This is a genomic window from Lutibacter sp. (assembly GCF_013041805.1).
GTDB lineage: Bacteria > Bacteroidota > Bacteroidia > Flavobacteriales > Flavobacteriaceae > Lutibacter.
Genome location: NZ_JABDRI010000018.1, coordinates 32,666 through 48,363, shown reverse-complemented (window position 1 = coordinate 48,363; position 15,698 = coordinate 32,666). Strand labels below are relative to the sequence as shown.

General features: G+C 31.4%; 16 protein-coding genes. 13 read left to right on the top strand and 3 right to left on the bottom strand.

Annotation, left to right across the window (positions count from 1 at the left end; genetic code table 11):
* The 8 genes from argG to argH all read left to right on the top strand — a co-directional run bounded on the left by argG (position 1) and on the right by argH (position 8,235).
* On the top strand, positions 1–1,182 hold the full coding sequence (gene argG, locus HKP59_RS02200) for an argininosuccinate synthase (protein WP_291803056.1): 1,182 nt from the start codon (positions 1–3) through the stop codon (positions 1,180–1,182).
* 2 nt (positions 1,183–1,184) lie between these two features.
* Positions 1,185–2,162 (top strand): N-acetyl-gamma-glutamyl-phosphate reductase, encoded by a 978-nt coding sequence (gene argC / locus HKP59_RS02195; protein ID WP_291803054.1) that lies wholly within the window; start codon positions 1,185–1,187, stop codon positions 2,160–2,162.
* 6 nt (positions 2,163–2,168) lie between these two features.
* On the top strand, positions 2,169–2,963 hold the full coding sequence (gene proC, locus HKP59_RS02190) for a pyrroline-5-carboxylate reductase (protein ID WP_291803053.1): 795 nt from the start codon (positions 2,169–2,171) through the stop codon (positions 2,961–2,963).
* A 10-nt stretch (positions 2,964–2,973) separates the two neighbouring features.
* The gene (locus HKP59_RS02185) at positions 2,974–4,104 is read left to right on the top strand and encodes an aminotransferase class III-fold pyridoxal phosphate-dependent enzyme (RefSeq protein ID WP_291803052.1); all 1,131 of its coding nucleotides are present in this window, start codon (positions 2,974–2,976) and stop codon (positions 4,102–4,104) included.
* Positions 4,097–5,047 (top strand): N-acetylornithine carbamoyltransferase, encoded by a 951-nt coding sequence (locus HKP59_RS02180; RefSeq protein ID WP_291803051.1) that lies wholly within the window; start codon positions 4,097–4,099, stop codon positions 5,045–5,047. The genes HKP59_RS02185 and HKP59_RS02180 overlap by 8 nt, the downstream gene beginning before the upstream one ends.
* Positions 5,040–5,825 (top strand): acetylglutamate kinase, encoded by a 786-nt coding sequence (argB, locus tag HKP59_RS02175; RefSeq protein WP_291803050.1) that lies wholly within the window; start codon positions 5,040–5,042, stop codon positions 5,823–5,825. The genes HKP59_RS02180 and argB overlap by 8 nt, the downstream gene beginning before the upstream one ends.
* On the top strand, positions 5,825–6,883 hold the full coding sequence (locus HKP59_RS02170) for a M20 family metallo-hydrolase (RefSeq protein WP_291803048.1): 1,059 nt from the start codon (positions 5,825–5,827) through the stop codon (positions 6,881–6,883). The genes argB and HKP59_RS02170 overlap by 1 nt, the downstream gene beginning before the upstream one ends.
* Before the next feature lie 74 nt (positions 6,884–6,957).
* A complete protein-coding gene (argH, locus tag HKP59_RS02165) occupies positions 6,958–8,235 on the top strand; it encodes an argininosuccinate lyase (RefSeq protein WP_291803046.1) in 1,278 nt (425 codons plus the stop codon).
* Between the two features lie 39 nt (positions 8,236–8,274).
* On the opposite strand, the gene HKP59_RS02160 is transcribed toward argH, so the two are convergent.
* Genes HKP59_RS02160 through HKP59_RS02150 form a run of 3 tightly spaced genes read right to left on the bottom strand, consistent with a single transcriptional unit; the run spans position 8,275 to position 10,342 of the window.
* Positions 8,275–8,961: an RluA family pseudouridine synthase gene (locus tag HKP59_RS02160; RefSeq protein ID WP_291803044.1), complete on the bottom strand. Its 687-nt coding sequence runs from the start codon at positions 8,959–8,961 to the stop codon at positions 8,275–8,277.
* Between the two features lies 1 nt (position 8,962).
* Positions 8,963–9,574 (bottom strand): ribosome biogenesis GTP-binding protein YihA/YsxC, encoded by a 612-nt coding sequence (gene yihA / locus HKP59_RS02155; RefSeq protein ID WP_291803042.1) that lies wholly within the window; start codon positions 9,572–9,574, stop codon positions 8,963–8,965.
* 3 nt (positions 9,575–9,577) lie between these two features.
* Positions 9,578–10,342, bottom strand: a complete 765-nt coding sequence (locus HKP59_RS02150; protein ID WP_291803040.1) for an alpha/beta hydrolase — start codon at positions 10,340–10,342, stop codon at positions 9,578–9,580.
* 209 nt (positions 10,343–10,551) lie between these two features.
* On the opposite strand from HKP59_RS02150, the gene HKP59_RS02145 reads away from it, so the two are divergent.
* Genes HKP59_RS02145 through HKP59_RS02125 form a run of 5 tightly spaced genes read left to right on the top strand, consistent with a single transcriptional unit; the run spans position 10,552 to position 15,698 of the window.
* A complete protein-coding gene (locus tag HKP59_RS02145; RefSeq protein WP_291803131.1) occupies positions 10,552–11,028 on the top strand; it encodes a division/cell wall cluster transcriptional repressor MraZ in 477 nt (158 codons plus the stop codon).
* Positions 11,015–11,911, top strand: coding sequence for a 16S rRNA (cytosine(1402)-N(4))-methyltransferase RsmH (gene rsmH, locus HKP59_RS02140; protein ID WP_291803129.1), 897 nt, complete (start codon positions 11,015–11,017; stop codon positions 11,909–11,911). Before HKP59_RS02145 ends, rsmH begins: the two co-directional genes overlap by 14 nt.
* Entirely contained in the window at positions 11,911–12,240 is a 330-nt protein-coding gene (locus tag HKP59_RS02135; protein ID WP_291803039.1) for an FtsL-like putative cell division protein, read from the top strand. Before rsmH ends, HKP59_RS02135 begins: the two co-directional genes overlap by 1 nt.
* 2 nt (positions 12,241–12,242) lie before the next feature.
* Positions 12,243–14,234 (top strand): penicillin-binding protein, encoded by a 1,992-nt coding sequence (locus HKP59_RS02130; RefSeq protein WP_291803038.1) that lies wholly within the window; start codon positions 12,243–12,245, stop codon positions 14,232–14,234.
* Positions 14,235–15,698 carry a UDP-N-acetylmuramoyl-L-alanyl-D-glutamate--2,6-diaminopimelate ligase gene (locus tag HKP59_RS02125; RefSeq protein ID WP_291803037.1) on the top strand — a complete coding sequence of 488 codons (1,464 nt, stop codon included), beginning with the start codon at positions 14,235–14,237 and terminating at the stop codon, positions 15,696–15,698.

Here is a 15,698-nt window from a genome sequence, read left to right as displayed (position 1 = left end):
ATGGACAAAGTAGTACTAGCATATAGTGGAGGTTTAGATACTTCCTATTGCGTTAAATATTTAATGAACGAATTAAATTTAGAAGTTTATAGTGCACTTGTAAATACAGGTGGATTTTCAACTAATGAGTTGAAAGTTGTTGAGCAAAAAGCCTATGAAATGGGTGTTACTTCTCATGTAAATAAAAATATTTTACAAGAATATTATACAAAAGCAATTAAGTATATGGTTTTTGGAAATGTATTGAAAAATAACACATATCCGCTTTCGGTGAGTGCTGAACGTGTATTTCAGGCAATTGAAGTAGTTGAATACGCAAAAGCAATTGGGGCAAAATACATTGCACACGGAAGTACAGGTGCAGGAAATGATCAGGTGAGGTTTGATATGATTTTCCAAACATTGGCGCCTGAAATTGAAATTATTACACCAATTAGAGATTTAAAACTGTCTAGACAAGAAGAAATAGCGTACTTAAAAGAAAATGGTGTGGATTATCCTTGGGAGAAAGCAAAGTACTCCATTAATAAAGGAATTTGGGGCACAAGTGTTGGAGGGGTAGAAACATTAACTTCTCACCAAGCTCTGCCTGAAGAAGCTTATCCAAGTCAATTAGAAAAAACAACCCCAACAGATATTAAACTTCATTTTAAAATGGGAGAATTGATTGGTTTGAATGATGAATTTGACACTTCAGTAAATACCATTTTAAAGTTAGAAGAGATTGCATCAAAATATGCTATTGGGAGAGATATTCATGTAGGGGATACTATTGTTGGAATTAAAGGAAGAGTTGGTTTTGAAGCTGCAGCAGCGGTAGTAACCATCAAGGCGCATCATACGTTAGAAAAACATGTATTGTCTAAATGGCAACAAAATTTAAAAGAACAGTTAGGGAGTTGGTATGGAATGTTATTGCACGACGGCCAATATTTTGAACCTGTAATGAGAAACATTGAAGCCTTTTTAGAAGATTCTCAAAAAACAGTGACAGGGGAAGTGTATGTGACTCTAAAACCCTACCATTTTAGTGTAAATGGTATTGAATCTAAACACGATTTAATGAAGTCTAAATTTGGTGAATATGGAGAAACAAACAAGGCGTGGACCTCAGAAGATGCAAAAGGATTTATTAAAATTTTAGGAACAGCAAACAAAATTTATCATAGTGTAAACTCATAAGTATGATTAAAGTTGGAATAATTGGTGGCGCAGGTTATACAGCGGGAGAATTAATTAGATTGGTGATAAATCATTCTAAAATTGAACTTGATTTTGTTTACAGTACTTCAAATACAGGGAATTATATTTACAATGTACATCAAGACTTATTAGGTTCATTAGATTTAAAATTTACCAAAACTGTCAATTCAAATGTTGATTTAGTTTTTTTATGTTTAGGTCATGGAAATTCTAAAAGGTTTTTGGAAAAGAATAAATTTTCTTCCACCACTAAAATTATTGATTTAAGCAACGATTTTAGATTGAAAAATGACGCTTTTTTTCAAGGAAAAGAGTTTGTTTATGGACTACCAGAACTACATAAAGATAAAATTAAAAATGCATCCAATATAGCTAACCCAGGATGTTTTGCTACAGCTATACAATTGGGGTTATTACCATTGGTTAAACATAAATTAGTAAAGAGTTCGATACACATAAATGCAACCACGGGATCAACAGGTGCAGGTGTTTCACCTAGCGCAACAACCCATTTTAGTTGGAGAGATAATAATTTTTCAGTATATAAAGCATTTAAGCATCAGCATTTAGGCGAAATACATGAAAGTTTAGCGACATTGCAAAAAGGGTTTTCTGAAGAACTGTTATTTATCCCAAATAGAGGAAATTTTAGCAGAGGAATTTTTGCTTCTATATATTTAGATTTTGATAAAAGTACTGATGAAGCTTTTCAATTATTTGAAGACTTTTATAAAGATGCTCCATTTACATATATTTCAAAAATACCTGTGCATTTAAAACAGGTAGTAAATACGAACAATTGTTTTATTCATTTAGAAAAGTATAACAACAAATTGTTAATTACTTCGGTTGTTGACAATTTATTAAAAGGAGCCTCAGGACAGGCAATTCAAAATATGAATTTATTGTTTGGGTTTTCTGAAACAGAAGGATTACAATTAAAAGCAACGTCATTTTAAAATAGTATGAAAATAGCAATAATAGGAACAGGAAATTTAGGGTATTCAATAGCACAAGGAATTTTATCACAAGATAACTTTACCCTAGATAATTTGTATTTAACAAAACGAAATAAAAGTTCGTTAAGTTCATTTGAAAAGTTTCCAAAAGTCAAAATTTCATCAAATAATAAAGAAGCAATACAATACTCAGATGTAATTATACTTGCTGTTCAACCCAATCAGTTGATTGCTGTTTTAGAGGAAGTTAAAACCGTAATTGATACTAAGCGACACACTATAATTTCAGTGATAACTGGCAGGAAAATTCATGAGATTGAAGCCATTGTTGGAGGCGAAATTGCTATTATTAGAAGTATGCCAAATACTGCTATTTCTGTAGGGCAATCTATGACGTGTATTAGTGCGAATGAAAAAGGGAAGGAAAATATTGAATTCGCAAAAACGATTTTTAATTCTTTAGGAAATACACTATATATTGAAGAAAAATTAATGCAATCTGCAACTGTAATTTGCGCAAGTGGAATTGCATTTTGGATGCGTTTAATTCGCGCCACAGCTCAAGGAGCTGTTCAACTAGGTTTTCATGCTGATGAAGCACAGGAATTGGCCATGCAAACCTGTTTGGGAGCCGCTAGTTTATTAATCCAATCAGGAAGTCATCCAGAACAAGAAATTGATAAAGTTACCACGCCAAGCGGTTGTACAATTTCTGGTTTAAATGAAATGGAACATCAAGGATTAAGCTCATCAATTATAAAAGGTTTAGTCACCTCTTTTGAGAAAATCAATCAGATTTAAAAAAAATACTATGGAATTATTTAATGTATATCCGCTTTATAATGTAACTCCGGTAAAAGCTGAAGGAGTTTATGTTTGGGATAAAAATAATATCAAATATTTAGATTTATATGGTGGTCATGGTGTAATTTCGATTGGTCATACACATCCTAAATATGTTAAATCATTATCAGAACAGTTAAGTAAAATAGGGTTCTATTCTAACTCAATTCAAAATCCGTTGCAACAAGAATTAGCTCAAAAATTAGGAAAGGTATCCGGTTGCGAAAATTACAACTTGTTTTTGTGTAATTCAGGTGCTGAAGCAAATGAAAACGCTTTAAAATTAGCTTCATTTATAACAGGTACAAGTAGAATAGTTTCTTTTAATAATGCGTTTCACGGACGAACATCTGCAGCTGTAGCTACAACGGATAATAAAAATATAAACGCACCTATTAATTTACAGCAAGAAGTAACCTTTTTACCATTAAATAATATTGAATTGGTAATCCACGAATTAGGCAAAAACGATGTTGCTGCTGTTATTATTGAGGGAATTCAAGGTGTTGGAGGTTTAGATGAAGGTACTACTGAGTTTTTTCAAGAAGTACAGGCAATATGTAATAAAAAGAATGTGCCTTTAATTTTAGATGAAATACAATCAGGATATGGTAGAAGCGGACAATTTTTTGCATTTCAACATCATCATATTCAGCCTGATATTATCACAATTGCCAAAGGAATGGCAAACGGATTTCCAATTGGAGGTGTATTAATTTCAGATATATATGAGGCTAAATTAGGAATGTTAGGAACAACTTTTGGCGGAAATCATTTAGCATGCGCAGCTGCAATTTCTGTGCTAGAAATAATTGAAGAAGAGAATTTAATTGTAAATGTGAATGAAGTTTACAACTACTTTTTAGAGGAAATTAAAGCAATTCCTCAAGTTAAAAAAGTAAAAGGAAAAGGCTTAATGTTGGGTGTAGAATTCGATTTTGAAGTCGGAGAGTTACGAAAAAAATTAATTTTTGATAAGCACATATTTACAGGAGGTTCAAACAATAAAAAGCTACTCAGAATTTTACCTCCATTAACTATTTCAACAGTACAAATAAGTGAGTTTATAAATGATTTAAAAAACTTGTTAGATGAATAATTTTTGCAATTTGTCAGATATCGTTGACCTTAAAAGCACAATAAAAGAAGCTATTGATTTAAAGAAAAACCCATTGCAATTTAAAGTATTAGGAGAGGGGAAAACTATTTGCTTGTTATTTTTTAATAATAGTTTACGAACCCGTTTAAGTACTCAAAAAGCTGCACAAAATTTAGGATTAAATACAATTGTAATGAATTTTGGTAGTGAGGGTTGGGAGCTAGAGTTTGAGGACGGGGTTATCATGAGTCAAAATAAGTCAGAGCATGTAAAAGAGGCTGCAAAAGTAATTTCTCAGTATTGTGACATTATAGCAATTAGAGCTTTTGCTTCGTTAACAGATAAAGAAAAAGATGAGACGGAAATCATTTTGACTAATTTCAAAAAATATGCAAGAGTTCCAGTTATAAATATGGAAAGCTCTCTCGGCCATCCTTTGCAAGCTTTGGCAGATGCAATTACTATTGAAGAATATAAAGCTGTTAAAAAACCTAAGGTTGTATTGTCGTGGGTACCACATCCCAAGGCACTACCACACGCTGTGGCAAATTCATTTATAGAAATGATGCAATTACAAGATGCAGATTTTGTACTTACACATCCAAAAGGATATGAGTTAAATCCTGAAATAACAAAAAATTCGACAATTGAATACAATCAGGAAAAGGCATTTGAAAATGCTGATTTTATATATGTAAAGAATTGGAGTTCTTATGAAAATTATGGCCAAGTTTTAAACACAGATGCTAGTTGGATGATTACTGCTGATAAAATGAAATTTACCAACAATGCGAAATTTATGCACTGCTTACCCGTGCGTAGAAATGTGATTGTAACTGATGAGGTACTAGATTCTGAGGATTCAATTGTGATAGAACAAGCAAACAATAGAACGTATTCAGCACAAATTGTATTAAAGAAAATTTTAGAGAATAATGGCTAAACAAACCTTGCATATTGTTAAAATAGGTGGAAATATTATTAATAATGAGAGTGAATTAAATTCATTTTTAAAAGATTTTTCAGCACTTGAAGGGCTTAAAATATTGGTTCACGGTGGAGGAAAAAGAGCTTCAGAAATTGCTTCTGAAATGGGATTACAACCGAAAATGGTCAATGGAAGACGAGTAACTGATGAAGCTAATTTAGAAGTAGTAACAATGGTGTATGCCGGCTTATTAAATAAAAATATCACAGCAATCTTACAGCATAATGACTGTAATGCTTTGGGATTGTCTGGTGTCGATGCAAACTGTATTGTAGCTCATAAACGAATTGTAAAAGGTATTGATTATGGATTTGCGGGGGATGTTGATAGTGTGAATTCTGAATTTATCAATGCGTTATTACAGCATAAAGTTACTCCTGTTTTTTGCGCTATAACACATAATAAAAATGGACAATTATTAAATACAAATGCAGATACAATTGCATCAGAAGTTGCAATAGCGATGAGTAATTTATTTGATGTTCAATTAAACTATGTGTTTGAATTAAAAGGAGTTTTAGAGCATATTGAAGATGAAAACTCTGTTATTTCAAAAATTAATTTAAACAAATATGAAAAATTAGTTGAACAAGGTATTATTTCCGAAGGTATGATTCCAAAACTTCATAACTGTTTTAATTGTTTACAGAAGGGTGTTCAAAAAGTGAAAATAGGAAATGCATCTCTAATAAAAGGAACAAACGAATTACATACAACATTAAGTCTAGAATAATGATAGATATATTAACTACAGAAGCCATAGATTTACTCAAAAATTTAATTTCTAAACAATCATTTTCAGGAGAAGAAAACGAAACTGCACTTTTAATTATGCAGTGGTTCTCTAGTCATGATATCAAGTTTGAAAGCGATAAACATAATGTTTGGGCAAAAAACAAATATTTTGATACTTCAAAAAAAACAATACTCTTAAACTCGCATCATGATACGGTAAAACCAAATAAAGGATACACGAGAGACCCTTTGAAGCCAGAAGTAATTGATGGAAAATTATACGGATTAGGAAGTAACGATGCGGGTGGATGTTTGGTGTCCTTACTGGCTACTTTCACATACTTTTACAATAAAGAAAATTTAAAGTACAATTTTGTAATTGTGGCGTCTGCCGAGGAAGAAAATTCAGGTCCAAATGGTTTAAATAGTATGTTAAAAATTATTCCGCGAATAGATTTTGCCATAGTTGGAGAACCAACATTAATGCAATTGGCAATTGCCGAAAAAGGTTTAATGGTTTTGAATTGTGAAGCTAGAGGAACTGCGGGCCATGCAGCGCATGGAATAGGTGATAATGCCATTTACAATGCTATTGCAGACATCAATTGGTTCCAAAATTTTGAATTTCCAAAGGTGTCTGAAACACTAGGGAAAGTTAAAATGACTGTTACGCAAATTGAAGCTGGTCATCAGCATAATGTTATACCAGCAAGTTGTAAATATGTTGTAGATGTGAGAGTTACGGACTCTTATAGTAATCAAGAAGTTTTTGATATCATAAACTCAAACGTAACATCTGAAGTATGCCCAAGATCAATTCGTTTAAATTCATCTTTCATACCAAAAAATCACCCAATTGTTGAAGCCGGAATTAAATTAGGAAGAGAAACCTATGGTTCTCCAACCTTATCTGATCAAGCAGTGCTGAGTTGTCCTTCTTTAAAACTAGGGCCAGGACAAAGTTTGCGCTCTCATACGGCTGATGAATTTATTTACATTCAAGAAATTAAAGAAGGAATCGATTTGTACATTAAAATATTAAATGAAATAATATAAAACTTTTTAATTATTGAATCGTGTAATGGTTATAATTTAAAACTTAAACAATTTAACGCTTAAAAATTTATAAAATGAAACTTTGGGATAAAGGATTTTCAACTGATAAAAAGATAGATTTATTTACTGTTGGAAACGACAGAGAGCTTGATTTAATTTTGGCAAAATATGATGTTGTTGGAAATATTGCTCATGCAAAAATGTTGTATAGTATTGGTTTGTTAACGGATAAAGAATTGAGGCAATTAGAAATAGAGTTGGAGTTAATTTTGGAAGATATAAAGAATGGAAATTTCACTATTGAAGATTCATTTGAAGATGTGCACTCTAAAGTTGAATTTTTGTTAACAGAGAAGTTGGGAGATGCGGGAAAAAAAATTCATACTGCTCGATCAAGAAACGATCAAGTTTTGGTGGATGTTCATTTGTATATAAAAGATGCATTAGAAGAAATTGAAGATGGTGTTGACGAGCTTTTTGACTTGCTAATTACATTGGCAGAGCATTATAAAGCTGTTTTATTGCCAGGTTATACCCATTTACAAGTAGCAATGCCATCATCATTTGGATTGTGGTTTTCAGCGTATGCGGAAACCTTAATTGACGATATTTATTTTTTAAAAGCAGCCTATAAAGTTGCAGATCAAAATCCGTTAGGTTCGGCGGCTGGTTATGGAAGTTCATTTCCTATTGATAGAGATTTTACCACAAAAGAACTAAATTTTGAAACCTTAAAGTTCAATTCCGTGGCTGCTCAAATGGGTAGAGGAAAATTAGAGAAGTCAGTAGCGTTTGCTATTAGCTCAGTAGCAAGTACATTATCTAAAATGAGCATGGATATTTGCTTGTATATGAGTCAGAATTTTAATTTTATTTCATTCCCTGATGAATTAACTACAGGTTCAAGTATTATGCCTCACAAAAAAAATCCAGATGTTTTTGAATTAATTAGAGGTAAATGCAACAAATTACAAGCACTTCCTTACGAGTTTACTTTAATTACAAATAATTTACCAAGTGGTTATCACAGAGATTTACAGTTATTGAAAGAGGGATTAATTCCATCTTTTTCAACCTTAAAATCGTGTTTAGAAATGTTAACGTATTCATTAAAAAATATTCAAGTGAAAGAGGATATTGTTGAGGATGAAAAATACGTGTATTTATTTAGTGTAGAAGAAGTTAATAAATTAGTTCAAAGTGGTGTTCCATTTAGAGACGCCTATAAAATTGTTGGGAAAAACATTAATGAAGGTAACTTTGATCCGGGTAAAAATGTAGTTCATACGCATAAAGGGAGTATTAGTAATTTGTGTTTAGATGAAATAGTAGCCAAGAAAAATAAAGCTTAAATCGCTGATGTATAAGTGCTAAAAAGCTATAATTATTTGTTAATTACAAGCATCCCAAATTGGATCTTTTGGTGTTGGGGCAAAAATAGTAATTTGTTCTTTTGATACTGGGTGAATAAATTCAATTTTGTGTGCATGTAAATGTATACTTGCATCTTTATTACTTCTGTCAAAACCATATTTTAGATCGCCTTTTATTGGTGATCCAATGGCAGCTAACTGACATCTAATTTGGTGGTGGCGCCCTGTTTCTAAATCAACTTCTAATAGATGGTAATTATCTAAAGATTTTAACAATTTATAATGAAGAATCGCTTTTTTACTTCCTTTAATTTCAGAAGAGTAGGAAGTGGATTTATTATTTTTAGGATTCTTTCTTAGAAAACCGATAAGGGTGTCAATATCCTTTTTTGGTTTGTTTTTTACAACTGCCCAATAGGTTTTGTTAACGGTTTTATCTCGAAGCATTTTGTTAAAACGTTCTAAAGCTTTTGATGTTTTTGCAAAAACAACTATACCAGTTGTAGGCCTGTCAAGTCTGTGCACAACACCTAAAAAAACATTTCCAGGCTTATCGTATTTTACTTTTATATACTGTTTAACAATTTCACTTAATGGAGTATCACCCGTTTTATCCCCTTGTACAATATCACCCGATTGTTTATTAACAACAATCAAATGGTTGTCTTCAAATAGTACATTTAAATTATTTATGGTTGAAGCCATTTTATAAATTATCTGAGAGCTGCTGATTTATTTCATCAATATATTGAAGTACTTCTTCTTTCCCATTTGAGGAACTTGCTGAAGTAACGAAATATTGTGGCATTGTTTCCCACAAAGTGCTCGTCATTTTTTTAGTATACAGTTTGATATTTTTATTTAATTCAGAGAGTTTTAATTTATCTGATTTTGTAAAAATAATACAAAATGGAATCTCATTTTCACCTAAAAACTCCATAAACTCTAAATCAATTTTCTGAGGTTCATGTCTGCAGTCAACTAGTACAAAAGAACAGATTAGTTGCTCACGTTGTAAGAAATAATTTTTTATAAAACTTTGAAAAGTTTTTTTAACAGTTTTGGAAACTCTTGCATAACCATATCCTGGCAAATCCACTAAAAACCAATTGTTATTTATTTTAAAATGATTAATAAGTTGTGTTTTTCCGGGTCTTCCTGAGGTTTTCGCTAACTTATTTTGACCAGTTAGCATATTAATTAAGGATGATTTTCCAACATTAGAACGTCCAATAAATGCATACTCTGGCAACCTTTCTTTTGGACATTTAGCCACATCGGAATTACTAATTACAAAATCAGCTGTTTTGATTTTCATTAGTTATAAGTTTCTTTCTTTTAGCCAGTTTTCTAGAATTCTATTAAATTCTTCAGGATGCTCCATCATAGGGGCGTGTCCGCACTTGTCAATCCAATATAAATTCGCATCTGGCATTAATTTTTGGAAGTCGATAGCAACTTCAGGAGGAGTTACAAGGTCATTTTTACCCCAAATTAAGCAGGTTGGAGTATTCATATCTGGCAAATCTTTCGCCATATTATGTCTAATAGCACTTTTAGCAATTGCTAGTGTTTTTATAACTCTGCTTCTATCATTAACTGAAGAGTATACTTCATCAACAACCTCTTTAGTTGCAATTTCAGGATCGTAAAATACTTCTTGTGTTTTTTCTTTTATATACTCGTAATTTCCTCTCTTAGGGTAAGTGTCTCCCATCGATTTTTCATACAAGCCAGAACTTCCTGTAAGTACAAGTCCAGAAACATTTTTTAAATTTAATTTTGTAAAATATAAGGCAATATGTCCTCCTAAAGAATTTCCGAGTAGAATAGCATTGTCAATATTTTTAAAAATCATAAATTCTTTTAAAAACTTAGAAATGCTTTTAACATTTGTTTTTAACAATGGTAAAGAATAAATTGGAAGTTCAGGAATAATTACCTTGTAACCTTTAGCAGAAAAATAGCTCAAAACATCATCAAAATTACTTAAAGCTCCCATTAGCCCGTGAAGTATAATTATTGGCTGTCCTTCTCCAGCTTCTAAATAACTAAATTTTCCTTCTTTTATAAGAGTTTTACCCATTAAATTTCAATTTTTATCCTGACCACAAAGGTAGTTTTTTTTTCTAAAATACCACTTTTTTATAATTGAAGGTAAATAAAAATTTAATTCGCTGTTTTTCAAAAAATTAGTTGTTTCAAGAGTAGGAATTCTAAAAGTTATTAACAAAGTGGGTAAAAGTGGGGAATTGTGGGAAAAAATTTATATTTTTGAATACAGTCAATTTAACCATGGTAAATTTAATTGGGACATACGAATGTAAAGCTGATACTAAAGGAAGACTTACCCTTTCGTCAGCATTAAAGAAACAGCTTTCACCCATTCTTCAAGAAGGGTTTGTGATTAAACGTGCTGTTTTCCATCCATGTTTAGAATTGTATCCAATGTCGGAATGGAATGTTTTGATGTCAAAAGTTAACAGGCTTAACAGATTTGTAAAAAAGAATAATGATTTTATTAGAAGGTTTACAGCAGGTGTAAAAATTATTGAATTAGATGCTTCAGGTCGACTATTAATTCCGAAAGACTTACAAACATTTGCGGGAATTACGAAAGATGTAGTGCTTTCTTCAGCAGTGAATATTATTGAGGTTTGGGACAAAGAAGCATACGAAAAAGTAGTTGAAGATTTAGCTGATGGTTTTGGAGAATTAGCGGAAGAGGTTATGGGAACTGTAAAATTTGACGATGATGATGGAGTATCATAACCCTGTTTTACTTAAAGAAAGTGTGGATGGTTTGAATATAAAGCCAAACGGAGTATATGTTGATGTTACTTTTGGTGGTGGAGGTCATTCAAAAGAAATATTAAGTAGGTTAAATGAAAAAGGAAAACTATTTGCTTTTGATCAAGATGATGATGCAAAAAATAATATAATTGATGATGAACGTTTTACGTTGATTCCTCAGAATTTTAGATTTATAAAAAGGTATTTGCGTTTTTATGGAGTGAAAAAAGTAGATGGAATTTTAGCAGACTTGGGTGTTTCATCTCATCAGTTCGATGAAGCTGATCGTGGATTCTCAACAAGATTTGACGCGGATTTGGATATGAGAATGAATCAATCAGATGAGTTATCAGCTTTTCAAGTGGTTAATTTCTATACTGAAGAAAAATTAGCAGATGTATTGTTTCAATATGGAGAGTTAAGAAATGCTAGAGCTATTGCGAAAAAAATAGTTGAAACTAGAGCTGAAAAGAAAATTAGAACAAGTTTTCAATTAAAAGAAGTATTAAGTGCATTTGTGCCAAAATCTGTTGAACATAAGGTTTTAGCTCAAATATTTCAAGCTATTCGAATAGAGGTAAATCAAGAGATTGAAGTATTGAAAGAATTTTTGTTACAGATACCGGAAGTGTTGAATACAGAAGGGCGTTTGAGTGTAATTTCATATCATTCCTTAGAAGATAGATTGGTTAAAAGATTTATTAGAAACGGACTTTTTGAGGGTGAGCCAGAAAAGGATTTTTATGGAAATATAAATGTTCCGATGAAAAAAGTAGGAAAAATGATTGTTCCTTCTTTTCAGGAAATAAAAGAAAATAATAGAGCTAGAAGTGCAAAATTGAGAATAGCAACATTAAAATAATGTCAACATTCAAGAGAAGCATATACGATATATTAAAAGGGAATTTTTTAGTAAGTGATAATTCCTTTAAAAATTGGCGCTTTATTTTGTTTGTGGTGATGTTAATGTTGCTAATGATTGCAAGTTCGCATAGCTCAGATAAAAAAGTGATGGAGATTGCAAGATTAAATAAACAAATAAAAGAATTGCAATCAGAATTTGTTGATACGCGTTCAATTTCAATGAAATTAAAATTAGAATCAACAATTAGAAATAAAGTATTGGATTTGGAATTAAAACCAAGTGACAATCCGCCACAAGTTATAAGGGTAACTTCAAAAAACAACTAAAATTGGCTGTTACACAAAAAAACATATTAAATAAACTATACGTTGTATTCGTATTTATCACGTTGTTTTTAATAGCTATAATTTTTAGACTAACAACTATTCAATTTGCTGATGGTGAAAAATATAGAAACTTGTCAGAACAATTGACACTTAGAAACGACACCATCTTTGCAAATAGAGGAAATGTTTTTTCAGCTGATGGGAGTTTATTAGCAACATCAATGTCTCAATATGAAATTAGAATGGATGCTGTTACAGTTGATGCAAAAGTATTTGAAAATGAAATAAGAAATCTTTCTGTTGAGTTATCAACAATGCTTGGAAATAAAGCTTCTTATTGGGAATCAAAAATTAGAAAAGCACGAAACAATAGAAACCGGTATTTGTTTATTACTAAAAAATTGGGATATAACGATTATATGAAGATTAAGAGTTTTCCAATTTTTAAGTTAGGAATGTATAAAGGAGGCTTTATTGCAGAGCAGTCTACAGTGAGAGCACATCCACTAGGTAAAGTTGCTGAAAGAACTATAGGTTATGATGATTACAGAGGTGGGCCAGGAATTGAAGGTGCATACAGAAGTTATTTGAAAGGAAAGCACGGTTGGAGAATGAAACAAAAAATTGCTCAAGGTCAATGGAAACCAATAAATGATACAAATGAAAAGGAGCCAATTGATGGTAAAGATATTGTAACCACTATTGATATTAACATTCAAGATATTGCTCATCATTCTTTGTTAAAACAATTGGAGTATTATCAAGCAGAGCATGGTTGTGTAGTTGTTATGGAGACTAAGACAGGTGAAATTAAAGCAATTTCTAACCTAGGAAGAAGTTCCCAAGGGAAATATTATGAGAAAAGAAACTATGCAATTTATGAATCTCATGAACCTGGATCAGCTTTTAAAGTAATGTCAATGGTTGCAGCTTTAGAATTAGGAGCAATTGATACAAGCACAGTTGTTGATACTGGTGAAGGAAGATTTAAAATGCACGGAAGATATATTAATGATTCTAAAAGAGGTGGATATGGTAAAATTTCTGCGGCCCGTGCCTTAGAGGTTTCTTCAAATATTGGATTTGCCAGATTGATTGATGAAAATTTTTATGAGCAACCTGACAAGTTTATAAATAGCTTAAAAAAAATGCATTTAAATAATCAAATTGGGCTATCAATAAAAGGAGAAGGGAAGCCAAATATTCCAAGTCCAGGAGATGAAATATGGAGTAAAAATGCATTAGCATCTATAGCTTATGGCTACAATCTCACATTAACGCCTTTACAAACGTTGACATTTTACAATGCAATTGCAAATAATGGTGAAATGATAAAACCAAAATTTGTAAAAGAAATTCGTGCTTGGAATAAAAATGTTCAAGTTTTCGAAAAAGAAGTAATTGACCCTCAAATTTGCTCAAAAGAGACGATTAGTAAAGTTCAAGAAATTTTGAAAAATGTAGTGGTAAGAGGAACTGGTCAAAAATTGTATGACGAACATTTCTCCATGGCAGGTAAAACAGGTACTGCCAGAACAGAATATGGAAATAGTGTGGAATGGCAAAAAGACAAGAAGTATATTTCGTCATTTACTGGGTATTTTCCAGCTGAAAATCCCAAGTACTCTTGCATTGTAGTTATTCATAAACCTGATATTAAAACTGGTTTTTATGGAGCTGATGTTTCTGGCCCAGTATTTAAAGATATAGCACAAAAAATTTATACTTCAAATTATATTATTAATAAGATTGATAATGTTGCACCAAATTTTGCAAGTGTTAAAAATAGCTATGATACATATTATTCAAAATCAAACAAGGAATTTACTTCAATCCCAAATGTAAAAGGAATGGCAGCTATGGATGCCATTTCTTTACTTGAAAATATAGGTTTAACTGTAAATTTTCAAGGTGAGGGGAAAGTGAACGAACAATCAATAAATGCTGGTGAAAAGCTAGTAAAAGGAGCAACAATAGTATTAAAATTAATTTAGTTGAGGTTAATTAAAGACATATTATATAAGGTTAGTATCAATGCTATTTATGGCAGTACTGAAAAACAAGTACAAAGCATTGAATTTGATTCTAGAGAAGTTAAGTCAAATAGTTTGTTTGTTGCTCAAAAAGGTCTTGTGTTTGATGGACATAAATTTATTGATAAAGCAATTAGTTTAGGAGCAAGTGCAATTGTTTGTGAAGATTTACCAACTAAAATAGTTGAAAATGTTACCTATATCCAAGTTGAGGATTCAAATAGCGCATTAGCAATTATAGCTTCCAATTTTTACGATAATCCTTCTTCAAAATTAAAATTAGTTGGTGTTACTGGTACAAATGGAAAAACTACAATTACAACGCTATTATATCAATTGTTTCAAAAAGCGGGTTATAAAACAGGGCTTTTGTCAACTGTTAAAATTATGGTTGATACATTTCAATATGAAGCGACTCACACTACACCAAATTCTGTTTTAATTAATAAGTACTTAAATGAAATGGTTGAGTTAGGTATTGATTATTGTTTTATGGAAGTTAGTTCTCACGGAATTCATCAAAAAAGAACAGAAGGGTTGCAATTTAGTGGAGGTGTATTTACAAATTTAACACACGATCATTTAGATTATCATAAAACATTTAAGGAATATAGAGATGTAAAAAAATCATTTTTTGATGGTTTGCCAAAGTCTGCTTTTGCCTTGGTAAATATTGATGATAAAAATGGAGGAGTAATGCTTCAAAATACAATTGCAAAAAAATACGGCTATGCTTTAAAAACGATGGCAAATTTTAAAGCTAAAATTTTGGAAAATCAATTTTCAGGGCTATTACTCAATATCAATGGAAATGAAGTTTGGACAAAATTAACAGGTAGTTTTAATGCTTATAATTTAGTTGCTGTGTATGGAGTTGCTAATTTGTTAGGTTTAGATTCTACGGAAACACTAACACATATTAGTGAATTAGAAAGTGTCAGCGGTAGGTTTCAACATTTTATTTCTAGCAATGGTATTACAGCTGTAATTGATTATGCACATACGCCAGATGCTTTAAAAAATGTATTAGAAACCATTAATAATATAAAAACGGGTAATGAACAAATTATTACCGTTGTGGGATGTGGTGGAGATCGCGATAAAGCCAAACGTCCAATCATGGGACGAATAGCTTCTCAGTTGAGTACACAGGTGATTTTTACTTCAGACAATCCAAGAAGTGAAAATCCACAATCAATTATTGAGGAAATTGAAGCTGGAGTTGAGCCTCAAAATTTTAAAAAAACAGTATCGATTTTAGATAGAGAACAAGCTATTAAAACAGCAACCAAATTTGCTCATAATGGAGATATTATTTTAATAGCAGGAAAAGGGCATGAAACGTATCAAGAAGTGAATGGAAAGCGATCGCATTTCGACGATTATGAAAAAATAACTAAACTGTTAAAATCCATAGAAAGCTAA